We start from the raw sequence: 22803 nt of genomic DNA, 5'->3' as shown, positions 1-22803 counted from the left end.
GTCTAAGTGGTGGCCCCCGGCCGACCCGGTGACGGGTCGCCGATCCCGGCATACGATGACGAGGGTGGCTCACTGCCGAACCACCCACATGTCACAAGGGGAGAGACATGACAACGCAATTGGTTCGAAGCACCCGCCGTCGCTCGCTGGCGGCAGTCACCGTGTTGGGGGTCGGCTGCGCGGTCGCCATACCGGTCGGGAGCGCCGGGGCGGCGCCGGCCGGAGTAAAGACCGCCGGACTCCAGACGGCCGCGGCGTGCACGCCCGCGCAAGTGCTGCAGAAGATGTCGTTGCCACAGATAGTCGGCCAACTGTTCATGGTGGGCACGCCGGCGACCGGCGCGGACGCGACCGCCCTGGCGTCCATCGGGCAGCGCCACATCGGCAACGTGATGCTGACCGGCCGCAGCTACGGCGGCACCTCCGTGCCGGCGGCGACCGCGGCCCGGTTCCGCGGGCAGGTCAACGCCTCCAGCACCGCGGGAGTGGGGCTGCTGATGTCGACCGACCAGGAGGGCGGTTACGTCCAGGTGCTGCAGGGCAGCGGCATCGACCGGATGCCGACGGCGCTGGTGCAGGGCACCTGGGCGACAGCGACGTTGCAGAGCAGTGCGGCCCGCTGGGCCGGCCAACTGAAGGCGTCGGGCGTCAACATGAACCTCGCGCCGGTCGCCGACACGGTCCCGCCCGGCACCGGGGTCAACCCGCCGATCGGCGCCTACGACCGGGAGTACGCGCGCTCCACCGACCCGGTCAAGGCGGCCACCGGCGCCGTCATACGCGGCATGCAGGGCCAGGGGGTGGCGACCACCGCGAAGCATTTCCCGGGCCTCGGCGTCGTGTCCGCCAACACCGACACCACGGTCAACGTGGTGGACAACGTCACGACCAAGACGTCGTCGTTCATCAACCCCTTCACCAACGCGTCGGCGCAGGGTGTGCAGGCGATCATGATGTCGTCAGCGCGCTACGCCAAGATCGACAACAGTCAGTTGGCGGTCTTCTCGCCGGCGATCATCTCCTGGCTGCGGTCGCTCGGCTTCACCGGCGTGGTGATGACCGACGACATCGGCAACGCCAAGGCCGTCTCGCCGTACTCACCGGCCTTCCGCGCGATCAAGGCGGTCGTCTCCGGCGTCGACCTGATGCTGACGGTCAACCCGAGCCTGGTGGGGCAGATGTATGACGCGGTGCTCGCCCGCGCCAAGACCGACGCGTGGTTCCAGGGCCGGGTCCGGGCCTCCGCGGGCAAGGTGCTCGCGCTCAAGCAGAAGCACGGCCTGCTCGGCACCTGCTGAGCGCGCTGAGCAGGCCCGCCGAGCGGGTTAGGTAGACCTTCCTGGTGGGCGCTGGGGGAATTAGCGCACACTGGTGTTGTGATTTTCGCGGACGGCACCAGCTGCCCGACCGGTGCAGACCGGCCGGACACGGAGTCGCCCACGCGTGAACGCGTGCTGCGGACCGTCTCGGCGGAAGGCCCGATCACGGCCGCGGAGCTCGCGGCACGTCTCGCCCTGACCAGCGCGGCCGTCCGACGGCACCTGGACTGCCTCGACGCCGACGGGCTGATCGAGGAGCGCGAGCGACCCCAGCCCGGCGGCCGCAAGCGGGGGCGTCCGGCCCGCGCCTACGTGCTGTCCGAGACCGGCCACGCCGAGTTGCGCGGCGACTACGACACCCTGGCCACGTCGGTGCTGCGCTTCATGCGCGAGCACTCCGGTGAGGCCGCGGTCACCGAGTTTGCCCGGCAACGTGCCGAGGCGCTCGCCGGCCAGGTCGCCCCGGCGGTCGAGGCCGCCGGCCCGTCGACCGACGACCGCACGGCGGCTCTCGCCGAGGCGCTGACCGAGCAAGGCTACGCCGCGTCGACCCGTCCGGTGGGGAATGGCACCCCGCTGGCCGGCGTTCAACTGTGTCAGGGGCACTGCCCCGTGCAGCACGTCGCCGCGGAGTTTCCGCAGTTCTGCGAGGAAGAGGCCAAGGTCTTCTCGGTCACGCTCGGCGTTCACGTGCAGCGCCTCGCCTCCCTCGCACATGGTGACCACGTGTGCACCACATTCGTTCCGACGCCCAACGCCCAAGCGACTGAAAGGGATTCGCGATGAGCACCATCGAAGAGCTCAACCCAGGACTGAAGGACATCGGCCGCTACGAGTACGGCTGGGCCGACAGTGACGTCGCCGGTGCCAGCGCCAAGCGCGGTCTGGGCCCCGAGGTGGTCCAGGACATCTCGCAGCGCAAGAACGAGCCGGAGTGGATGACCAAACGCCGGCTGAAGGCGCTGAACCTCTTCGACAAGAAGCCCATGCCGTCGTGGGGCTCGGACCTGACCGGCATCGACTTCCAGAACATCAAGTACTTCGTGAAGTCCACCGAGAAGCAGGCCGCCAGCTGGGAGGACCTGCCCGAGGACATCAAGGCCACGTACGACAAGCTCGGCATCCCGGAGGCGGAGAAGCAGCGCCTGGTCGCGGGCGTCGCCGCGCAGTACGAGTCCGAGGTCGTCTACCACCAGATCCGCGAGGACCTGGAGGAGAAGGGCGTCATCTTCGTCGACACCGACACCGGCCTGCGTGAGTACGAGGAGCTCTTCAAGGAGTACTTCGGCTCGGTGATCCCGGCCGGCGACAACAAGTTCGCCGCGCTCAACACCGCGGTGTGGTCCGGCGGCTCGTTCATCTACGTGCCGAAGGGCGTGCACGTCGACATCCCGCTGCAGGCCTACTTCCGGATCAACACCGAGAACATGGGCCAGTTCGAGCGCACCCTGATCATCGCCGACGAGGACTCCTACGTGCACTACGTGGAGGGCTGCACCGCGCCGATCTACAAGTCCGACTCGCTGCACTCGGCGGTCGTCGAGATCGTGGTCAAGAAGGGTGCCCGGGTGCGCTACACGACCATCCAGAACTGGTCGAACAACGTCTACAACCTGGTGACCAAGCGCGCGACCTGCGACGAGGGCGCGACCATGGAGTGGATCGACGGCAACATCGGCTCCAAGGTGACGATGAAGTACCCGGCGGTCTTCCTGCTCGGCGAGCACGCCAAGGGCGAGACCCTCTCGATCGCGTTCGCCGGCGAGGGCCAGCACCAGGACGCCGGCGCCAAGATGGTGCACGCGGCGCCCAACACGAGCTCGACCATCGTCAGCAAGTCGGTGGCGCGGGGCGGGGGCCGCACGTCATACCGCGGTCTGGTGCAGGTCCTGGAGGGGGCCGAGCACTCCAGGAGCTCGGTCGTCTGCGACGCGCTCCTGGTCGACCAGATCAGCCGCTCGGACACCTACCCCTACGTCGACGTTCGCGAGGACGACGTCCAAATGGGCCACGAGGCAACGGTTTCCAAGGTCAGCGAGGACCAGATGTTCTATCTGATGTCCCGCGGTCTGTCCGAGGAGGAGGCCATGGCGATGATCGTGCGCGGCTTCGTCGAGCCGATCGCGCGCGAGCTGCCCATGGAGTACGCCCTCGAACTCAACCGCCTCATCGAGCTGCAGATGGAAGGCGCAGTCGGCTAATCCCCACGAAGTTCTCCGCTCGTACCTCGCTCCGATACTTCGTGGGGTGCCCCAATTCTTCTTATGCAGTCTCTATCGGAAGGACAAAGTTGAACTCGCTGCTGACGTCTGGTCCGCAGACGCACACCGACCCGGCCGCGCAGGTCGGGCTCGTTCCCGAGCAGTCGCGCGCCGAGCGGCGCACCTCGTTCGAGGTGTCGGACTTCCCGGTGCCGCACGGCCGTGAGGAGGACTGGCGGTTCACGCCGGTCGACCGGCTCACCGCGGTGCTCGCCGACGAGCCCGGCGACGCGGACGCGCTGACCGTCGAGGTCTCCGACCCGTCCGTGGTCGGCAAGCCGCTCGCCGCCGGCGAGGCGCCTCGCGGCACCGTGCTGGTGCCGGGCGACCGCGCCTCGGTGGTCGCCAGCGCGCAGAGCCGCAAGGCACTGCACCTCAAGCTCGCCGCCGACACCGAGTACGACGCGCCGATCCGGGTCGCCGTGCACGGCGCCGCCGGCAAGCGGTCCAACGGGCACGTCGTCATCGAGGCCGGCACCCACGCCAAGGGCCTGGTCATCATCGAGCACACCGGCTCGGGCGAGCACACCGCCAACGTGGAGATCGTCGTCGGCGACGGCGCGAATCTCACCGTGGTCAGCCTGCAGCAGTGGGACGACGACGCCCACCACCTGGCGCAGCACGAGGCGCAGGTCGGTCGCGACGCGACCTACCGGCACATCGCGGTCACCCTGGGTGGCGCGATCGTGCGCCTCAACTCCAACGTGAAGTACGCCGGATCCGGCGGCGAGGCCACCCTGCTGGGTGTCTACTTCGCCGACGCCGGTCAGCACCTGGAGCACCGCACGTTCGTCGACCACAACGCCCCGCAGTGCACGTCCCTGGTGACGTACAAGGGTGCGCTGCAAGGAGATTCGGCGCACTCGGTGTGGGTCGGCGACGTCCTCATCCGGGCCGAGGCCGAAGGCATCGAGACCTACGAGCTCAACCGCAACCTGGTGCTCACCGACGGCGCGCGCGCCGACTCGGTGCCCAATCTGGAGATCGAGACCGGCGAGATCGCCGGCGCCGGTCACGCCAGTTCGACCGGCCGCTTCGACGACGAGCAGCTGTTCTACCTGCAGGCCCGGGGCATCCCCGAGCCCGAGGCGCGGCGCCTGGTCGTGCGCGGCTTCTTCGCCGACGTGATCAACAAGATCGGCGTGCCCGAGGTCGTCGACCCGCTGATGGCCGCCATCGACGACGAACTCGCCGGGAGCCCGCAGGCATGAGCGAGTCCACCCAACTGACCGACGACTTCGTGCGCGTCTGCGCTGTCGAGGAGTTGCCGGTCGAGACCGCAGCACTGGCCGAGATCAACGGCGTGCCGGTGGCGATGGTGCGCGACGACAAGGGTGTCGTGCACGCCGTCAACGACATCTGCAGCCACGGCCAGGTGTCGCTGGCCGAGGGTGACGTCGAGGGCTGCACGATCGAGTGCTGGCTGCACGGCTCCCGTTTCAACCTCGACACCGGCGAGCCGACCGGGCTGCCCGCCACCCAGCCGATCGCCGTCTATCCCGTCATCGTCCAGGACGGCGACGTCTACGTCTCCGTTTCCGCGAGCTGAAGAAGAGAGAGCCACAACATATGTCAACGCTGGAGATTCGCGACCTGCACGTGTCCGTCGACACCGAGCAGGGCAGCAAGGAGATCCTCAAGGGCGTCAACCTGACGGTGAAGTCGGGGGAGACCCACGCGATCATGGGCCCCAACGGGTCCGGCAAGTCCACGCTGGCCTACAGCATCGCCGGCCACCCGAAGTACACCGTCACCTCGGGCACCGTCACCCTCGACGGCGAAGACGTGCTGTCGATGAGCGTCGACGAGCGGGCGCGCGCCGGGCTCTTCCTCGCCATGCAGTATCCCGTCGAGGTGCCGGGCGTGACCGTCTCCAACTTCCTGCGCACCGCCAAGACCGCTGTCGACGGTGAGGCGCCGAAGCTGCGCACCTGGGTCAAGGACGTCAAGAAGTCGATGAACGACCTGCGCATGGACGAGGGTTTCGCCGAGCGCGGCGTCAACGAGGGCTTCTCCGGTGGCGAGAAGAAGCGTCACGAGATCCTGCAGCTGGAGCTGCTGAAGCCGAAGATCGCCATCCTCGACGAGACCGACTCCGGCCTCGACGTCGACGCGCTGCGCGTGGTCTCCGAGGGCGTCAACCGCGCCAAGGACGAGACCGACGCCGGCGTGCTGCTGATCACCCACTACACGCGCATCCTGCGCTACATCAAGCCCGACTTCGTGCACGTCTTCGTCGACGGCAAGGTCGCCGAGGAGGGCGGCCCGGAGCTCGCCGAGCGGCTCGAGGCCGAGGGTTACGACCGCTTCCTCCCGGCAAAGGCAAAGGCCTGATCCGAATGCCCGACCTGGACGTCGAAACGCTGCGGCAGGATTTCCCGATCCTGTCGCGGACGGTGCGCGACGGTCGCCCCCTGGTCTACCTCGACTCGGGGGCGACGTCGCAGAAGCCGACCCAGGTGCTCGACGCCGAACGTGACTTCTACGAGCAGCACAACGCCGCGGTCCACCGCGGCGCGCACCAGCTCGCCGAAGAGGCCACCGACGCGTTCGAGGGCGCCCGGGTCACCGTCGCCGACTTCGTCGGGGCCCGCCCCGACGAGGTGATCTTCACCAAGAGCGCGACGGAGGCGATCAACCTGGTCGCCTACGCGTTCAGCAACGCCTCAGCGGGCGGCGACCTCGGCATACCCGAGACGCCCGAGACCGACCGCTTCCGCATCGGCCCCGGTGACGAGATCGTGGTGACCCAGATGGAGCACCACGCCAACCTGGTCCCGTGGCAGGAGCTCGCGCGCCGCACGGGGGCGACCCTGCGTTGGCTCGACGTGACCGGCGGGGGAGAGCTCGACCTCGGCAACCTCGACGAGATCGTCACCGAGCGCACCAAAGTGCTTGCGTTTGCTCATGTTTCGAATGTCGTGGGCACGATCAACCCGGTCCGCCGGCTGGCCGACAAGGCCCGTTCGGTCGGTGCGATCACCGTGCTCGACGCCTGCCAGTCGGTGCCGCACCTGCCGGTCGACTTCGACGACCTCGGCGTCGACTTCATGGCGTTCAGTGCGCACAAGATGCTCGGCCCCTACGGCGTGGGCGTGCTGGTCGGCCGGGCCGACCTGCTCGTGGCGATGCCGCCGTTCCTCGGTGGCGGGTCGATGATCGAGACGGTGCTGATGGACCACTCGACCTACGCGGCTCCGCCGCAGCGGTTCGAGGCGGGCATCCCCAACCAGTCCCAGGCCGTCGGCCTGGCCGCCGCGTGCGACTACCTGTCGCAGGTCGGCATGGATGCCGTCGCGGCGCACGACCGGGAGATCACCCAGGCGGTGCTCGACGGTCTCGCCGAGCGGCCGTGGGTGCGCGTGCTCGGGCCGCTCGACGCTGAAAAGCGCACGGGCAGTGTGGCGTTCGTGGTCGACGGCGTGCACCCGCATGACGTGGGCCAGGTGCTGGACGACTCCGGAGTCGCCGTCCGCACCGGCCACCACTGCGCCTGGCCGCTGCACCGCGCGCTCAAGGTGCCGGCGAGCACGCGCGCGAGCTTCGGCCCCTACACCACCCGCGACGAGGTGCAGGCATTCCTCGACGCGCTCGACCGGGTGCCGGACATCTTCGGGGTGGCGGTCTGACATGGACCTCTACCAGGAGCTGATCCTCGAGCACTCCAAGCGGCCACAGCACGCCGGCCTGCGCGAGCCGTACGACGCGCAGACCCATCACGTCAACACCACCTGCGGCGACGAGATCACGCTGCGCGTGCACCTGTCCGGAGACGGCCCCGACGCCCGCGTCGAGGACGTGTCCTACGACGCGGTCGGTTGCTCGATCTCGGTCGCATCGGCGTCGGTGCTCGCCGAGGAGGTCATCGGCCACACGGTGGCCGAGGGCCTGCGGACCTACGACGCGATCCGCTCGATGCTCACCTCGAAGGGCGAGGACCCCGGCGACGAGGACATGATCGGCGACGCCGTGGCGTTCGCCGGAGTGTCGAAGTATCCGGCACGGGTCAAGTGCGCCCTGCTGCCGTGGACGGCATACACCGACGCGCTCGCCCGCGCCGGCGTCGACATCGCCAACGCATCCGCAACGAAGTCAGGAGTGTAGAGATGACTGACGTGTCCACCCCGCCGAACGTGGCGGACGTCGAGGAAGCCATGCGCGACGTCGTCGACCCCGAGCTCGGCATCAACGTCGTCGACCTCGGACTGGTCTACGGCATCACCGTCGATACCGACAACCACGCGGTGCTCGACATGACCCTGACGTCGGCGGCCTGCCCGCTGACCGACGTCATCGAGGACCAGACGGCCGCCGCCCTCGAGGGCCTGGTCGAGTCGCACCGGATCAACTGGGTCTGGATGCCGCCGTGGGGTCCGGACAAGATCACCGACGACGGCCGCGAGCAGCTGCGGGCGCTCGGTTTCAACATCTAAAGAGCGGGCGGGCGCCCGGGGCGGCCACTCGTCCACGCAAGGGGGACTTGTCCCGTCATTCAGGGACTTGTCACGTCGCGAGGGGACTTGTCACGTGTTCTAGCACGTGACAAGTCCCCTTCGTACGTGACAAGCGAGCCCGGACGCGACAAGTCCGCCTGGGCGTGACAAGTCAGTCCGGTATGACGCAGCCCGTCACCAACGATGCGCGACGTCGATGACCAGCCGCTGACCGGCCGGATCCTGGATCACGAACGCCCGCATGGGCAGCCGGCCGCGGACGCCGAGGCCGAGAGTGGTCTCGCCCTCGAACGAGTCGACATACGCCACCTGCCGGAAGGTCTCGAAGCCGGACACGTTCACCGCGTGCATCGGGTCGGCCGGGCGGTAGGTGGCGCGTCCGGTGCTGTCGTAGGCCGGGGCCCAGAGGTTGATCTGCAGGTCGGTCGCCCCGGCCAGGGGCACCGGCACCCCGGACGTGCCGGTCACCGCGCCGACGTAGCGCACGGAGTAGCCGACGCTGCGGTCGTAGCCGGAGAGGTCGACGACCAGGCGGTCGAAGCAGGGCTGCCGGCCGGCGCGCACGTTGCGGACGGTGTCGGTCGACATCGGGGCGGCGGTCTTGTCGCCCGAGCCCCAGGTGATGCCGCAGTAGGGCGCTGCGTCGGCCGGGGCCGCGGTGCTGAGCGGCAGGAGTGCGCCGGCGGCGAGGACGGCACTGACTGCGGCCGCGCGCAGACGCGGGCGGCGCTGGATGGTGTGCGACATGACGGATCCCCCTCCGTAGAGAAAACCCGCCGCCGCGCCTCGTCGAACCAGCCCCCTGGTGGACACGAGCGGTCGGGCAACCTTGTGGTGTGCCCTTTAGCTTACGCCCGGATCGGGCGGACCGCCTGCGCCTTCGTCACTCCACGCTCGGCGCGTCGAAGGTGTTGCACTGGTTGATGTCGCCGGTCTCGTAACCGGTCTTGAACCACTTCTGCCGCGCCGCCGACGAACCGTGCGTCCAGCTCTCCGGCGTCACCCGGCCCTGGGCCTTCTGCTGGATGCGGTCGTCGCCGACGGCCGCCGCGGCCGACAGCGCGGAGTCGATGTCCTTGGAGGTAAGCGGCTTGAGCAGCGGGTCGATCGTCACGCCGTTCTTGCCGTTGCGCGAGCCGTCGGCATACGCCGCCCAGATGCCGCCGAAGCAGTCGGCCTGCAGTTCGGTGCGCACCGAGCCGGACTGCTCGCCCTGCGGGTCTTGCTGGGCGCGGCCGAGCAGTCCGAGGATGTCCTGGATGTGGTGGCCGTACTCGTGGGCGAGGACGTACTCCTTGGCGAGCTGGCCGCCGTCGGAGCCGTACTGGCTCTGCAACTCCTGGAAGAAGCCGGCGTCGACATACACCTGCTTGTCGACGGGGCAGTAGAACGGGCCCATCGCACTGCTCGCCTGCCCGCAGCCGGAGGTGGTGGAGCCGGAGTAGACGATGGTCTTGGCCGGCGAGTACTGCTGTCGCGTCGCCGCCGGCAGGTAGACCTTCCAGAAGCCTTCGACGCTCGCGACGGTCGCCTTGATGAGACAGGTGTCGTTCTCGTTGGCCTGCTTGCCGGTGGTGCACTGGTCGAGCTGCTGCTGGATCGAGTCGTTGCCCGGGTCGATCTGGCCGCCGCCGTAGGGGTTGTTCGGGTCGGAGTTGATCTGGCCGGCGTTACCGCCGCCGGTCGTGCCGCCGGAGCCGCCACCGGTGATGTTGCCGCCGAACAGCACCATCAGGATCATCAGGATCACGCCGCCGACACCGCCGACCGCGATGCCGCCCGGCATCATGCCGCCGCCGAGACCACCTCCGCCGCCGCCGCTGCCCCCGCTGCCGACGTTCCCGCCACCGATGTTGGCGTTGTCGTTGAACGTCACGAGATGTTCCTTCCGTCAGCGGCCATGGCGCGGATAACCGGTCGAGGTCATGCACCTGTCGCGCGTAGACTAGCGAGTCGAGAGCCTGAGGCGCCTGATCCGCGTGTCGTATGACGGCAGCGGCGGGCGCCGTTGCATGCCCGGACGCGCCGGGACACCGTCGGGAAGGATGAGGTAGTGATCACCGCACAGGGGATCGAACTGCGCGCGGGGTCACGCATCCTGCTGGAGAACGCGACCTTCCGGGTGGCGCCCGGGGACCGGGTCGGACTGGTCGGACGCAACGGAGCGGGCAAGACCACGCTCACCAAGGTGCTCGCCGGTGAGGGACAACCGGCCGCGGGCACGGTGACCGCGTCGGGCGAGGTCGGCTACCTGCCGCAGGACCCGCGCACCGGGGACCTGTCGATGATCGCGCGGGACCGGATCCTGTCGGCTCGTGGACTCGACGTCGTGATCCGCGACCTGCGCGCCGCCGAGACCGCGATGGCGGACGAGGACGACGAGCGCCGGGAGCGCGCGATGCGCCGTTACGCCCGGCTGGACGCGGAGTTCCTCGGCAAGGGCGGGTATGCCGCAGAGTCCGAGGCAGCCTCGCTCGCGTCCTCGCTCGGCCTGCCGGCACGCATCCTCGACCAGCCGCTGCAGACCCTCTCCGGTGGTCAGCGCCGGCGGGTCGAGCTGGCCCGCATCCTCTTCTCCGGCGCCGAGACCCTGCTGCTCGACGAGCCGACCAACCACCTGGACGCCGACTCGATCGTCTGGTTGCGCGACTACCTCAAGACCTATTCCGGTGGGCTGATCATCATCAGCCACGACGTGGAGATGCTGGACACCGTCGTCACCCGGGTGTTCCACCTCGACGCCAACCGCGGCGAACTCGACCTCTACAACGTCGGCTGGAAGGCCTACCTGCAGCAGCGCGAGACCGACGAGCGGCGCCGGCGCCGGGAGCGGCAGAACGCCGAGAAGAAGGCATCCGCGCTGCTCGCCCAGGCCGAGAAGATGCGCTACAAGGCGACCAAGGCCACCGCCGCCCAGAACATGATCCGCCGCGCCGAGCGCATGCTCGACGGTGCCGAGGGCGGTCGCCAGCAGGACCGGGTGGCCAAGCTGCGCTTCCCGACGCCGGCCGCCTCGGGCAAGACCCCGCTCACCGCCGAGGGGCTGTCGCGGTCCTACGGGTCGCTCGAGATCTTCACCGACGTCGACCTGGCGATCGACCGCGGCTCCAAGGTCGTCGTGCTCGGCCTCAACGGCGCCGGCAAGACGACGCTGCTGCGCATCCTTGCCGGGATCGACGACCCGGACACCGGCGCCGTCATACCCGGTCATGGACTGAAGCTCGGCTACTACGCACAGGAGCACGAGAACCTCGACCTGGACCGGTCCGTGCTGGACAACATGAAGTCGGCGGCGCCGGACCTGGGGGAGACCGACACTCGCAAGGTGCTGGGGTCGTTCCTCTTCAGCGGGGACGACGTGGACAAGCCCGCCCGGGTGCTGTCGGGCGGGGAGAAAACCCGGCTTTCCCTTGCGCTGCTTGTGGTTTCGGCGGCGAATGTGCTCCTGCTCGACGAGCCGACCAACAACCTCGACCCGGCGTCGCGCGAGGAGATCCTCGCGGCGCTGCGCGGCTTCGAGGGCGCCGTGGTCCTCGTCACCCACGACGCCGGCGCGGTGGACGCGCTCGAGCCGGAGCGGGTGCTGCTGCTGCCCGACGGCGTCGAGGACCTCTGGGGTCCGGACTACGCCGACCTGGTCGAGCTCGCCTGAGTGCGGGTGGGTGTCGCCCGAATCTGGGCGAAGGCGTGCACAAGTCGCGACGGTTGCGGGGTGTGCACGCGGAACCGGCGTTGGGCGTGCAGAAGTCGCGACGGTCGCGGGGTGCGCACGCGGCGGTCGCGCCGGCTATTCGCTGCGGCCCGACCCCGCCCGTCGCGCACGGTGCGCGGCGGCCTTCATCCGGTTCTGGCAGCGCGTGGAGCAGAACTGCCGGCCGCCGTTGCGGGAGGTGTCGACATACACCCGGTCGCACCGGTCGGCGGCGCACACGCCGAGTCGGCCGATCTCGTCGACGCCGAGCGCCATCGTGAGCCCGGCGGCGAGTCCAGCCGCCCAGCCCGGCCCGAAGCGGTCGTCGGGGCCGTGGAAGTGCAGGTGCCACGTGCCGTCGGCGCTCTCGTTCAGTTGCGGCCTGGCGCCGGTGGACCTGAGCAACGCGTTGGTATGACGAGCGGCTCGCGCGAAGTCACCCGCGTCGGCGGCCTCGAAGACCGCTCGTACCGACGGCGTCACCTCGAGCAGCAATGTCGCGTCGGCGCTGGACACGGTGGGTCGGCGATCGAAGGTGAGCGCCTGCGCGACCGCGTCCGACCGCGCGCGGCCAGACGGCACCACCACCTCCCGACCCCCGTCCAACCCGGGCGTGAGCGTGTTCGTCAGTCGGACCCCCGCTGTGAGAAGCCGCTCGACATGACTGTCGAATAGCACTTGACCAGTCACCTCCACCCTCGCTAGCGTCCCGATTGTGACTGGCAAGAGTGTAGACGACAGTTACGCCGGAGGCCTGGCAGCCACGTGGCGGATGTTGCCGACGCCGCTGCGCGCCCTGCTGATCGCGCGGATGGTCAACCGGGTCGGCGGCTTCTCGATGGCCTTCCTGGCGGTCCTGCTCACCGAGTCGTTGCACGCATCGGTGCGCACGGCCGGGGTCGTGGTCGCCGCGTTCGGCCTGGCGACGATCCCGTCGCGACTGCTCGGCGGCTGGCTGCTGGACCGCATCGGCGCACGTCCGACGATCCTGCTCGGGCTGATCGGTTGTGCCGCGGCGCAAACGGTCCTCGTCGCCGCTGGCACGGTGCCGGTGGCCGCGGTCGCCGCAGTCGGTCTCGGACTGGCCTACGAACTCATCGAACCGGCGACCCAGGCCATGGTCGCCGACGTGAGCGACGACCGCACCCGGCCCGCCGTCTTCGGTCTGCTCTTCGTCTCGATGACGCTCGCCGCAGTCCTCGCCGGAGGTATGGCGGCGCTCGTCGCCGGCTGGGACCTGCGGGTGTTGTTCGCGATCGACGCGATCACCTGTGTCGCGTGCGCGGTCGTGGTGCGAGCTTTCCTGCCGTCGGGTCACCGTCGCCCTGCCGATGTGGCAGTCCGGCTTGCGCCCTGGCGAGACCGGCGGCTCATGATCGTGTCACTGACAGGCACGGTGTTCACCACCGTCTACATGACCGCGATCTTCGGCCAGCCGCTCACGATCGCTTCGCGACAGGTAGGGCTCTGGGTGATCGGTGCCGGCACGGTCGTCGGCGCCGTGGCGGCAGTGCTCGCGCAACCGCTTCTGAGGCGCCCGAAACTGAACGCCGACAACGGAGTTCGTGCCTTGGTGCTCGGTTACCTGCTCCTCGCAGGTGCGCTGATCCTGGTGGGTTTCGCACAGCAGCCGATGCTCTTCTTGAGCGCTGCGGCAGTTTCCGCAGTTGCCGACGTCTTGCTGATGGGCCACCTCTATGCGACCGTGTCGGCCCTCGCGCCACCCGGCGGATCGGGCCGTTACCTGGCCGTCTTCGGGCTCAGCTGGGGAGTCGCCACCACCGTCGCGCCGCTGGTCATCGGTGCCACCCTGAGCTGGCACGACGGGCGAGTCCTCTGGCTCGGCGCGGCTGTGGTGAGCCTCGCGCTCGCCGGCGTCCAGTTTCGGGTGACGCGGGTGGTGCGCGGCTCCCGGCATACAACCGGCAGCAGCGTTGTTGCTGCTGACGCCTGACCAGGGTCCCCACCGAGAAGGAGCGTCACCGCACGATGAGCATGCAGGGCTGGCAGATGCTGCGGTCACTCAGCCAGGAGTCCGACGCGTCGGCGAAGCTGAAGCCCGGCACCACCAAGCGCGTGCTGCGTTATGCGCGTCCCTACCGCAAGCCGATCGGGGTCTTCCTCGCGATGGTCGTCTTCGACGCGCTGCTGGTGATCGCAACTCCGTTGATCCTCAAGGAGATCGTCGACCGGGGTGTCGGTGACAAGGACACCCGCCTGGTGGTGTGGCTCGCGGTGCTCGCCGGGGTGGTCGCGGTGATCGACGCGGGTCTCGGCGTCGTCGAGCGCTGGCTGTCGGCAACGATCGGCGAGGGGCTGATCTACGACCTGCGCCGCGAGGTGTTCGGGCACGTGCTGCGCCAGCCGATCGCGTTCTTCACCCGGGCGCAGACCGGCGCGCTGGTGACCCGCCTCAACTCCGACGTGATCGGAGCGCAGCAGGCGTTCACCTCGGTGATGTCCAACGTGGTCTCCAACCTGGTGAGCGTGCTGGTCATCGTCGTCGCGATGCTCGCGCTCTCGTGGCCGATCACCCTGGCGGCGTTGCTGCTCGTGCCGCTCTTCCTCATCCCGACGCGCATCCTCGGCCGGCGGCTCGCCGGCCTCAGCCGTGGGCAGATGATCGAGAACGCCGACCTCGGTGCACGTATGACGGAGCGCTTCAACGTCGCCGGCGCCCTGCTCGTCAAGCTCTTCGGGCGCCCCGACCAAGAAGACCGCGAGTATGCCGAACGTGCCTCGAAGGTAAGGGATTTCGGCATCAGCATCGCCGTCCAGCGGGCGATCTTCCTGGTCGGCCTCACCCTGCTCGCGTCACTGGCGACCGCGGTCGTCTACGGCATCGGCGGCGTCATGGCGGTGCATGGCGCGCTGACCGTCGGCACGCTGCTCGCGCTCGCCGCGCTGCTCGGCCGGCTCTACGCCCCGCTCACCCAGCTGTCGAGCGTGCGCGTCGACGTGATGACCGCCCTGGTCAGCTTCGAGCGGGTCTTCGAGATCCTCGACCTGCAGCCGCTGATCGCGCAGGCCCCCGATGCGCGGCCGCTGCCGGCCGGCCCGCTCGGCGTCAGCTTCGACGACGTCACCTTCCGTTATCCCACGGCCGATCAGGTCTCGATCGACTCGTTGCAGACCGTGCTGAGCGCCGACCGGGGAGACGGGCAGACCGTGCTGCACGACGTGTCGTTCGAGGCGCACCCGGGCCAGCTGATCGCGCTCGTCGGACCGTCCGGAGCCGGCAAGACCACCACGATCGGGCTGGTCTCGCGGCTCTACGACCCGACCAGCGGCGCGGTCCGGGTCGGTGGTCTCGACCTGCGGGACGCGACGCTCGACTCGGTGCGCGACCGCATCGGCGTCGTCACCCAGGAGGCGCATCTCTTCCACGACACCATCCGCGCCAACCTGCTGTATGCCGCGCCGGACGCGACCGACGCACAGCTCGAGCAAGCGCTGCGCGACGCGCACGTCTGGGAGCTGGTCCAGCGACTGCCGCACGGGTTGGACACGATGGTCGGGGACCGTGGCCACCGGCTCTCCGGAGGTGAGAAGCAGCGCCTCGCCATCGCGCGGCTGCTGCTCAAGGCCCCGTCGGTGGTCGTCCTCGACGAGGCCACCGCCCACCTCGACAGCGAGTCCGAGGTCGCCGTGCAACGCGCCCTCGACGGCGCGCTCGCCGGACGCACCTCGATCGTCATCGCGCACCGCCTGTCGACGGTGCGCGACGCCGACCAGATCCTGGTCGTCGACCGCGGCCGGATCGTGCAGCGCGGCACGCACGACGAACTCCTCGCCGCGGGCGGCCTCTACGCCGACCTCTACCGCACGCAGTTCCGGGACGCACCGGTCGGGCGCTGACCGCGGGCGGGCGTTACCTTGCTCACATGACGACCGAACTCGTGCACCTGCAGGTCGGCGACGGCATCGCCACCATCACCCTCGACAGCCCGCACAACCGCAACGCACTCAGCAGCCAGCTGGTGACCGAGCTGGTCGCCGCCTTCCAGCAGGCCGACGGCGACGAGTCCGTGCGCGCCATCGTGCTGGCCGCGGCCGGCCCGGTCTTCTGCTCCGGCGCCGACCTCTCCGAGGCCAGCTCCGGCGGTATGACGACCGGCGCGCGCGGGCTGATCGACCTGCAGCGGATGATCCTTACCGCCGCGACCCCGGTCGTCGTCCGTCTTCAGGGCCCGGTCCGCGCCGGCGGACTCGGCATCGTCGGCGCCGCCGACATCGTGATCTCCGCCGACACCGTGACGTTCGCCTTCACCGAGGCGCGGCTCGGGCTGGCGCCCGCGGCGATCTCGCTCACCACGCTGCCGCGCCTCACCAGCCGGGCCGCCGCCCGCACCTTCCTGACCGCCGAGACCTTCGACGCGGCCGCCGCCGAGGCCATGGGGCTGATCTCCCAGGCGGTGCCCGCCGACCAGCTCGACGCGACGGTGGAGACCGTCACCGCGGAGCTGCTGAAGGGCAGCCCGCAGGGCCTGCGGGAGAGCAAGAAGCTGGTCAACGCGCCGCTGATCGCCGGCATCGACGAACGCGGCGACGACCTCGCGCAGCTGTCGGCGAGCCTGTTCAACTCCGACGAGGCGCGCGAGGCGATGATCGCCTTCCTCAACCGGAAGAAGAAGAAGTAGCGGCCGCCGCGCGCGGGTCCGCTCGTCCTACCCGGCCTACTCGTCTTCCTCGTCCCAGATGCGCACCTTCTTCGGCTTGCGCGGCCGCGGGCCGCGGGTGGCGTCGAGGTGCTCCCGCCGGATCCGGTAGAAGAGGAAGCCGAACCCGCAGACCGCCGCGGCCCACCACTGGATCGCGTAGCTGAGGTTGATGCCGGCATACGAGCCCGGGTCGGGTTTGGGCAGCGGTGCGGGTTTGGCCGGCACCGCCCCGTTGGCCGTCTTTTCGGAGCGCATAAGCACGTAGCCGCCGGTGTGGATCGGGTCGCCGGTGACGCGCCGGATCTCGGGCAGGTTGATCGACGAGACCTGCCCGGTCACGCTCTGTTTGGCGGCGGCCTTCTCGCCCGGCAGCAGCCAGCCGGTGATCGTGACCTCGCCGCCCGGGGTCGCGGGCACCGAAGCCGGCGCCGCGGCCGTCGGGCCGTTGTCGATCCAGCCGCGGTCGACCAGCACGGTGCTGCCGTCGTTCTGCCGGAACGGGATCAGCACCTCGTAGCCGTAGTAGCTGTTGTTGGGCCGGTTGCGCGCGAGGAGACGCTTGCCGTCGTCATACCGCCCGACGAGGCGCACCTGCGTCCACTTGTCGTCCTGCGTCAGCGTGGCGTCCGGCGTCTTCAGCACCGAGTCGACCGACACGGGTGTGCCGTTGTAGTTGTCGGACACCTGATGCTGCGCCAGCGACTTGGACTCGTAGCGGTGCCATTGCCATCGGCCGAGGAAGACGCAGGCGATCGCCCAGACCACCGCGACCAGCAGCCAGGTCAGCCAACGGCGGGTGAGCAGCACACGAAGCACGCCAGGACGTTACCCGCCGTAGGCTGGAGCCCTATGACCCACCTCGACCGATCCGGATCTGCAACCGAACCTGCAACCGGACCTGCAGCGGGACCCGGCCTGCCGGACAGCTTCGGCCGGGTCGCGACCGACCTGCGGGTGTCGGTGACCGACCGCTGCAACCTGCGGTGCACCTACTGCATGCCCGCGGAGGGCCTGGACTGGATGCCGCGCCCGGAGATGCTGACCGACGACGAACTCGTCCGGGTGGTCGGCATCTTCACCGAGCTCGGCGTGCGTTCGGTGCGGCTGACCGGCGGTGAGCCGCTGCTGCGACGCGGCGTGGTCGACGTCGTCCGCCGCCTCGCCGCACTGCCCGACGCGCCACGTATGGCGATGACCACTAACGGCATCGGCCTGGACCGGCTCGCCGCACCCCTGGCCGACGCAGGCCTGGCCCGGGTCAACGTGTCGCTCGACACCGTCGACCCGGCACGCTTCGCCGAGCTCACCCGGCGCGACCGTTTCCACGACGTGGAGCGCGGCATCAAGGCGGCACAGGACGCGGGGCTCGCGCCGGTCAAGATCAACGCGGTCGCGATGCACGACGAGTCCGGCCGCGACAACCCGGCCGACCTGCTGCAGTGGTGCCTGGACCGCGGCCTCGAGCTGCGTTTCATCGAGCAGATGCCGCTCGATGCCCAGCACGCCTGGGACCGCGACCGGATGCTGACCTCTGCGCAGCTGCACGAGCGGCTCGGCGAACGCTTCACCCTGACGCCGCTGCCCGACGAGGCGCGGGGGAGCGCGCCCGCCGAGTTGTTCCTGGTCGACGGCGGACCGGCCACGGTCGGCGTCATCGCGAGCGTCACTGCGCCGTTCTGCGCCGCGTGCGACCGGGTGCGGCTCACCGCCGACGGTCAGGTGCGCAATTGCCTCTTCGCGCGCGACGAGGGCGACCTGCGGACGCCGTTGCGCGACGGCGCGAGCGACGAGGAGCTGGCTGCCGTCATACGCGGCACGATGCTGGCCAAGCGGCGCGGGCACGGGATCGGCGAGCCGACGTTCCGGCAGCCGGACCGCCCGATGTCGTCGATCGGCGGGTAGGACCACCCGGGCGATCCCCGTGTCAGTCGCCGGTCACCTCCGCGATCGGCACGACCTCCATCGGGAAGGCGCGCAGGCTGAGGAAGTCACTCAGCGACGCGCGGTGCTCCTCGCAGGCGAGCCAGGTCTTCCGGCGGTCCTCGTCGTGGATCTTGGGGTTGCGCCAGAGGATCGCGTATGCCGCGTCGCGACGGCACCCCTTGGCGCTGCACTGCCGGGCGGCCGGCTGCGCGCCGGGCAGCGGCAGGCTCATCGGGGCATCACCGGGTGCTGATCGATGGCTCACCGCGGGCCGGGGCCGTGCAGCTGCCGGCGCGCGTCGCTCGGCGTCTGCCGGCCGCGCACCACCTTGCGCTTCTGGTTGGCGGCGTTGGCGCCGATCACCGCGATCTCCGGCAGCAGGGCCGCCATCGCGACCAGCACCCAGCGGATCCAGCCGTCGAGCACGAACGCCAGCACGAAGGCCAGGGTGCGGATGCCCATGGCGATCGCGTAGTTGCGCATCCGCACGTCCTGGTCGTGCTTGGCCGGCAGCGGCAGGTTGGTTGCCGACTGGATGGGATGCTGCTCGGAGGGGCGGGCCACCCCTCCAGCTTAGGCTCTCGGCGCCGGGCGCCCATGAGCGCTACCGCGTAGTAGTCCTCTAGGGTTCTGAGGCCGGACCGATCACGCCTCACCGAAGGAGACAAGTCTTCATGCCGCAGCCACGCACCGTGCTGGTGACCGGAGGAAACCGAGGCATCGGCAAAGCGATCGCGGAGGCGTTCGTGGCCGGGGGCGACGACGTCGTCGTCACCTCCCGGAGCGGATCAGGCGGCCCCGAGGGCGCCACGGTCGTCGCGTGCGACGTCACCGACACCGCGTCGGTCGATGCGGCGTTCGCGGCCGCCGAGGAGAAGTTCGGACGACCGGTCGAGGTGGTCGTCGCCAACGCCGGCATCACCCACGACACGCTGCTCATGCGGATGACCGACGACGACTTCGACGCGGTCGTCGAGACCAACCTGACGGGCGCGTTCCGCTGCGCCCGCCGCGCCACGAAGGGCATGATCCGCCTCAAGCGCGGACGAATCATCTTTGTTTCCAGCGTTGTCGGGCTGATGGGCGCGCCCGGGCAGGCAAACTACGGCGCGTCGAAGGCCGGTCTCGTCGGCCTCGCGCGCTCGATCACCCGCGAGCTGGGCAAGCGCTCGATCACGGCCAACGTGGTCGCGCCCGGCTTCATCGACACCGACATGACGCGGGAGCTTCCCGAGGAGCAGCGCAAGGCCTATGTCGACTCGGTCCCGGCCGGCCGCATGGCAGAGGCGGCGGAGGTCGCGCAGGTCGTGCACTTCATCGCGAGTGACGCTGCGTCATACATCAGTGGAGCGGTGATCCCGGTCGACGGCGGCCTGGGCATGGGTCACTGAAATTCGCTGCAGCACAATACGTTTCATCCGCACAACGACACGAGGAGACGGCGACGTGGCAGGCATCGTCGAGGGCAAACGACTGTTGATCACCGGCATCACGATGGAGTCGTCCATCGCTTTCCATGTCGCGCGGATCGCGCAGGAGCAGGGGGCCGAGGTCGTCATCACGTCCTTCGGCAGGGTCATGCGGATCACCCAGACGATCAGCAAGCGACTGCCGAAGACCCCGGAGCTCTTCGAGCTCGACGTCACCGAGGACGAGCACCTGGGCAGCCTCGCCGACCGGCTGCGCGCCGCCGGCATCGACTCGCTCGACGGCGTGCTGCACTCGATCGGTTTCGCGCCGCCCGGTGCCTTCAACTTCATGGAGGGCAGTTGGGAGGATGCGGCGGTCGCGCTGCACGCTTCGGCATACTCGCTGAAATCGCTTGCGGTTGCTGCGCTTCCGCTCATGACCAAGGGGTCGTCGCTGGTCGGTCTCACCTTCGACGCAAAGTTTGCGTGGCCGGTCTACGACTGGATGGGGGTGGCGAAGGCGGCGTTCGAGTCGACCAACCGCTACCTCGCGCGCGACCTCGGCGAGCACGGCGTCCGCTCCAATCTCGTTGCTGCGGGCCCGATTCGCACGACGGCCGCCAAGTCGATCCCCGGCTTCGAGCGGTTCGAGGAGGTCTGGGGCGAGCGGGCACCGCTCGGCTGGGACATCACCGACCCGACGCCGGCCGCGCAGGCGTGTGTGGCCCTCATGTCCGACTGGTTCCCGGCGACCACGGGCGAGATCGTCCACGTCGACGGCGGCGTGCACGCGATGGGTCAGTAGCTGCCCCTTACGATCTGGACTATGGCCAGCAACGCAGCCTCGGTCACCGAGGTGCGGGTCCTCGAAGGCCCCAATCTCTACTTCACCCGTCCCGCGGCGAAGATCACCGTCGAGGTCCCGGGTTATCTGTCCGGCGACAGTGAGCGACTGCGTGCCCTCGGCCGCTCGCTCGGCGTGCGGCGCAGCGACCCGGGCGACGCCGGGACGGAGGCCCGGCGCCGGTTCGTGCTGCGGCTGGTGGAGCGGGCGGTGCGGCTCCTGGTGCGCGAGACGGGTGCGTTGCGCCTGGGGGTGCGGGTGCGTCCCGGAGGCGCCCCGGACGAGATCGTCGTCGCCTTCGCGCTGAACAACCGCGGGCGTGCCGAAGCCGTCGGCGCCGTGCTCGAACCTCTGCTCTGCGACCTCATCGCCGGGAAGCCCTCGACCGACCGGGTGGGCGCCGCAGCGGCGGCTGTGCTGGAGCAGCCGGCCGGCGAGGCGCTGCGACCCGTGCGGCCACGCATCCCGGTGGTGGCGGTGACCGGCACCAACGGCAAGACGACGACCACGCGGCTCATCGCGCACCTGGCGATGACCGCCGGGCGGCGCACCGGCTGGAGCTCGACCGACGGGGTGCTGGTGCAGGGCGATCTGATCGAGCGCGGCGACTACTCCGGACCGGCCGGCGCGCGCACCGTCCTCGACGCCGACGGCGTGGAGTTCGGGGTGCTCGAGACCGCCCGCGGCGGCATGCTGCTGCGCGGCCTGGGCGTCGCGGTCAACGACGTCAGCGTGGTGACCAACGTCAGCGCCGACCACCTCGGGATGAACGGCATCGACACCGTCGACCAGCTCGCCGAGGTGAAGGCGATCATCACCAAGGTCACCAAGCCGGGTGGCTGGACCGTGCTCAACGGCGACGACCCCCGGGTCTGGGCCATGCGCACGTCGGCCAGCGCCAAGCCTTGGTGTTTCAGCCTTTTCGCCGATGCGCCGGCGCTGCGCGAGTCGCTGGACGCGCACGGCCGCGGCATCACCGTGCTGGACGGCGACATCACCGTGCTGCGTCCGGGGGAGTCCCCGGACCGGCTGGTCAGCCTGCTCGACGTGCCGATGACGCTCGCTGGGCTCTCGGAGCACAACATCGCCAACGCGCTGGCCGGCGCGGCGGCCGGACTCGGTGCCGGGCTGTCCCGTGAGTCGGTGATCGAGGGCCTGCGCACCTTCGCACCCGACCACCGGCACAACCCCGGCCGGATGAACATCTACACTGTGCCGGTCCCCGGTGGGTCGGTCACCGTCGTGCTGGACATGGCGCACAACGAGGCCGGCCTCGACGCTCTGCTGCGGGTTGCGCGCGGGCTGTGTCAGCCAGGGTCGTCCCTGCTGCTCGGACTCGGCACCGGCGGCGACCGCACCGACGAGATCCTCGTCGCGATGGGGGAGCAGGCGGGGCTGGCGGCCGACCGGGTGCACGTCGTGCACAAGGAGCACTACCTGCGCGGGCGCACGATGGAAAACCTCGAATCGTTTCTGCGAGAAGGCCTTTCGAGAGTCGGCGTGACCCCGCTCGGGTCGTGGCCGGACGAGTCGAGCGGGTTGCGGGAGCTGTTGCAGACCGCGCACGACGGCGACGTCGTCGCGCTGATGACGCACTCCGACCGGGCGATGCTGCACGACTGGCTGATCGAGCACGGCGCGACCGCCGACGACGCCGCGACGATCCGGCGCAAGGTGGTCGGGGCGCGTGGCGAGCACGAGGCGGAGCAGGAGCTCACCGAGCTCTGGCAGGACGACGACGCGCAGCGGCGGATCCGCACCGCACAGGCGTTGCACGAGCGCTTCCCGGGCGACGGCCGGGTGCTCTACGAACTCGCCGGCACCTACGACTCGGCGGGCGAGGAGGACGCGGCGCTCGACTGGTATGACGAGGCGCTGGCCGCGGGGTTGCGCGAGCCGTTCCGGCACCGGGCGCTGATCCAGAAGGCCTCGACCCTGAGGCACCTGGGCCGGCTGGACGAATCCCTCGCCATACTCGACGAGCTCGTGAGTGACTATCCCGATAACGCCGCGATCGTGCTCTTCCGTGCTCTCACCCTGCACGACCTCGGGCGGGACGTCGACGCACTGCGCGCAGCCGCCACGCATCTGGCGGCCACCAGCACCGACGCCGACGTGCAGCGCTATCACAACTCGCTGACTCGCTTCACCGCCGCGATCGACTGAGTCGCGCGGGCGGGCGCGGGCGGCTGGGCGTGCAGAAGTCGCAACAGTCGCGGGTTGTGCACGCGAAAGACGGCC

At 69.8% G+C, this 22803-nt stretch carries 23 protein-coding genes; 17 read left to right on the top strand and 6 right to left on the bottom strand.

Annotated features, from left to right (window positions below; all coding sequences use genetic code 11):
• The first annotated feature begins 107 nt into the window (after positions 1 to 107).
• The 9 genes from HJ588_RS17695 to HJ588_RS17655 all read left to right on the top strand — a co-directional run bounded on the left by HJ588_RS17695 (position 108) and on the right by HJ588_RS17655 (position 8013).
• Positions 108 to 1298 carry a glycoside hydrolase family 3 protein gene (locus tag HJ588_RS17695; RefSeq protein WP_171158105.1) on the top strand — a complete coding sequence of 397 codons (1191 nt, stop codon included), beginning with the start codon at positions 108 to 110 and terminating at the stop codon, positions 1296 to 1298.
• A 78-nt stretch (positions 1299 to 1376) separates the two neighbouring features.
• Positions 1377 to 2105, top strand: a complete 729-nt coding sequence (locus HJ588_RS17690; RefSeq protein ID WP_171158102.1) for a helix-turn-helix domain-containing protein — start codon at positions 1377 to 1379, stop codon at positions 2103 to 2105.
• Positions 2102 to 3520: a Fe-S cluster assembly protein SufB gene (gene sufB, locus HJ588_RS17685; protein WP_171158100.1), complete on the top strand. Its 1419-nt coding sequence runs from the start codon at positions 2102 to 2104 to the stop codon at positions 3518 to 3520. Before HJ588_RS17690 ends, sufB begins: the two co-directional genes overlap by 4 nt.
• Positions 3521 to 3609: 89 nt before the next feature.
• Positions 3610 to 4791, top strand: a complete 1182-nt coding sequence (sufD, locus tag HJ588_RS17680; RefSeq protein ID WP_171158097.1) for a Fe-S cluster assembly protein SufD — start codon at positions 3610 to 3612, stop codon at positions 4789 to 4791.
• The gene (locus HJ588_RS17675; RefSeq protein ID WP_171158095.1) at positions 4788 to 5129 is read left to right on the top strand and encodes a non-heme iron oxygenase ferredoxin subunit; all 342 of its coding nucleotides are present in this window, start codon (positions 4788 to 4790) and stop codon (positions 5127 to 5129) included. Before sufD ends, HJ588_RS17675 begins: the two co-directional genes overlap by 4 nt.
• A gap of 20 nt (positions 5130 to 5149) precedes the next feature.
• Entirely contained in the window at positions 5150 to 5914 is a 765-nt protein-coding gene (gene sufC, locus HJ588_RS17670; RefSeq protein WP_171158093.1) for a Fe-S cluster assembly ATPase SufC, read from the top strand.
• 5 nt (positions 5915 to 5919) lie between these two features.
• Positions 5920 to 7209: an aminotransferase class V-fold PLP-dependent enzyme gene (locus HJ588_RS17665; RefSeq protein ID WP_171158091.1), complete on the top strand. Its 1290-nt coding sequence runs from the start codon at positions 5920 to 5922 to the stop codon at positions 7207 to 7209.
• Position 7210: 1 nt separating this feature from the next.
• Entirely contained in the window at positions 7211 to 7684 is a 474-nt protein-coding gene (gene sufU / locus HJ588_RS17660; protein ID WP_171158089.1) for a Fe-S cluster assembly sulfur transfer protein SufU, read from the top strand.
• 2 nt (positions 7685 to 7686) lie between these two features.
• Positions 7687 to 8013: a metal-sulfur cluster assembly factor gene (locus HJ588_RS17655; protein ID WP_171158087.1), complete on the top strand. Its 327-nt coding sequence runs from the start codon at positions 7687 to 7689 to the stop codon at positions 8011 to 8013.
• A 195-nt stretch (positions 8014 to 8208) separates the two neighbouring features.
• Here the strand turns inward: HJ588_RS17655 and HJ588_RS17650 are convergent, their stop codons facing one another.
• Both HJ588_RS17650 and ypfJ read right to left on the bottom strand, forming a co-directional pair.
• Positions 8209 to 8781, bottom strand: coding sequence for an AMIN-like domain-containing (lipo)protein (locus HJ588_RS17650; RefSeq protein ID WP_171158078.1), 573 nt, complete (start codon positions 8779 to 8781; stop codon positions 8209 to 8211).
• 136 nt (positions 8782 to 8917) lie between these two features.
• Entirely contained in the window at positions 8918 to 9910 is a 993-nt protein-coding gene (gene ypfJ, locus HJ588_RS17645; protein WP_171158076.1) for a KPN_02809 family neutral zinc metallopeptidase, read from the bottom strand.
• Positions 9911 to 10087: 177 nt separating this feature from the next.
• Between ypfJ and HJ588_RS17640 the strand changes: the two genes are divergently transcribed.
• Positions 10088 to 11686: an ATP-binding cassette domain-containing protein gene (locus HJ588_RS17640; protein ID WP_171158074.1), complete on the top strand. Its 1599-nt coding sequence runs from the start codon at positions 10088 to 10090 to the stop codon at positions 11684 to 11686.
• Positions 11687 to 11821: 135 nt separating this feature from the next.
• Here HJ588_RS17640 and HJ588_RS17635 read toward each other — a convergent pair whose 3' ends face one another.
• Positions 11822 to 12307, bottom strand: a complete 486-nt coding sequence (locus HJ588_RS17635; protein ID WP_343036785.1) for a CGNR zinc finger domain-containing protein — start codon at positions 12305 to 12307, stop codon at positions 11822 to 11824.
• 133 nt (positions 12308 to 12440) lie between these two features.
• On the opposite strand from HJ588_RS17635, the gene HJ588_RS17630 reads away from it, so the two are divergent.
• From HJ588_RS17630 to HJ588_RS17620, 3 genes are read left to right on the top strand one after another with little or no spacing between them, the layout of a single operon-like run.
• Positions 12441 to 13679, top strand: a complete 1239-nt coding sequence (locus tag HJ588_RS17630; RefSeq protein WP_171158070.1) for an MFS transporter — start codon at positions 12441 to 12443, stop codon at positions 13677 to 13679.
• A gap of 35 nt (positions 13680 to 13714) precedes the next feature.
• A complete protein-coding gene (locus tag HJ588_RS17625; protein WP_171158068.1) occupies positions 13715 to 15583 on the top strand; it encodes an ABC transporter ATP-binding protein in 1869 nt (622 codons plus the stop codon).
• A 26-nt stretch (positions 15584 to 15609) separates the two neighbouring features.
• Complete coding sequence (locus HJ588_RS17620) at positions 15610 to 16365, top strand: enoyl-CoA hydratase family protein (RefSeq protein ID WP_171158067.1); 756 nt, start codon at positions 15610 to 15612, stop codon at positions 16363 to 16365.
• Between the two features lie 36 nt (positions 16366 to 16401).
• On the opposite strand, the gene HJ588_RS17615 is transcribed toward HJ588_RS17620, so the two are convergent.
• Positions 16402 to 17202, bottom strand: coding sequence for an SURF1 family cytochrome oxidase biogenesis protein (locus HJ588_RS17615; protein WP_171158065.1), 801 nt, complete (start codon positions 17200 to 17202; stop codon positions 16402 to 16404).
• 33 nt (positions 17203 to 17235) lie between these two features.
• On the opposite strand from HJ588_RS17615, the gene moaA reads away from it, so the two are divergent.
• Complete coding sequence (gene moaA, locus HJ588_RS17610) at positions 17236 to 18288, top strand: GTP 3',8-cyclase MoaA (protein ID WP_171158063.1); 1053 nt, start codon at positions 17236 to 17238, stop codon at positions 18286 to 18288.
• 22 nt (positions 18289 to 18310) lie between these two features.
• Here the strand turns inward: moaA and HJ588_RS17605 are convergent, their stop codons facing one another.
• Positions 18311 to 18541, bottom strand: a complete 231-nt coding sequence (locus tag HJ588_RS17605; RefSeq protein ID WP_171158043.1) for a hypothetical protein — start codon at positions 18539 to 18541, stop codon at positions 18311 to 18313.
• Between the two features lie 29 nt (positions 18542 to 18570).
• The gene (locus tag HJ588_RS17600; RefSeq protein ID WP_343036784.1) at positions 18571 to 18873 is read right to left on the bottom strand and encodes a DUF3099 domain-containing protein; all 303 of its coding nucleotides are present in this window, start codon (positions 18871 to 18873) and stop codon (positions 18571 to 18573) included.
• A gap of 110 nt (positions 18874 to 18983) precedes the next feature.
• Here HJ588_RS17600 and fabG point away from each other — a divergent pair, with 110 nt between their 5' ends.
• From fabG to HJ588_RS17585, 3 genes are read left to right on the top strand one after another with little or no spacing between them, the layout of a single operon-like run.
• Positions 18984 to 19700: a 3-oxoacyl-ACP reductase FabG gene (gene fabG / locus HJ588_RS17595; RefSeq protein ID WP_171158041.1), complete on the top strand. Its 717-nt coding sequence runs from the start codon at positions 18984 to 18986 to the stop codon at positions 19698 to 19700.
• A gap of 55 nt (positions 19701 to 19755) precedes the next feature.
• Complete coding sequence (gene fabI, locus HJ588_RS17590) at positions 19756 to 20523, top strand: enoyl-ACP reductase FabI (RefSeq protein ID WP_343036783.1); 768 nt, start codon at positions 19756 to 19758, stop codon at positions 20521 to 20523.
• 21 nt (positions 20524 to 20544) lie between these two features.
• Positions 20545 to 22728, top strand: coding sequence for a tetratricopeptide repeat protein (locus tag HJ588_RS17585; RefSeq protein WP_171158038.1), 2184 nt, complete (start codon positions 20545 to 20547; stop codon positions 22726 to 22728).
• Positions 22729 to 22803: the final 75 nt, after the last annotated feature.

The sequence above is a fragment of the Flexivirga aerilata genome (assembly GCF_013002715.1).
In the GTDB taxonomy this organism is placed as follows: Bacteria; Actinomycetota; Actinomycetes; order Actinomycetales; family Dermatophilaceae; genus Flexivirga; species Flexivirga aerilata.
Note: the sequence above shows the minus strand (reverse complement) of the source record. Positions and strands in the feature narration are given on the sequence as shown.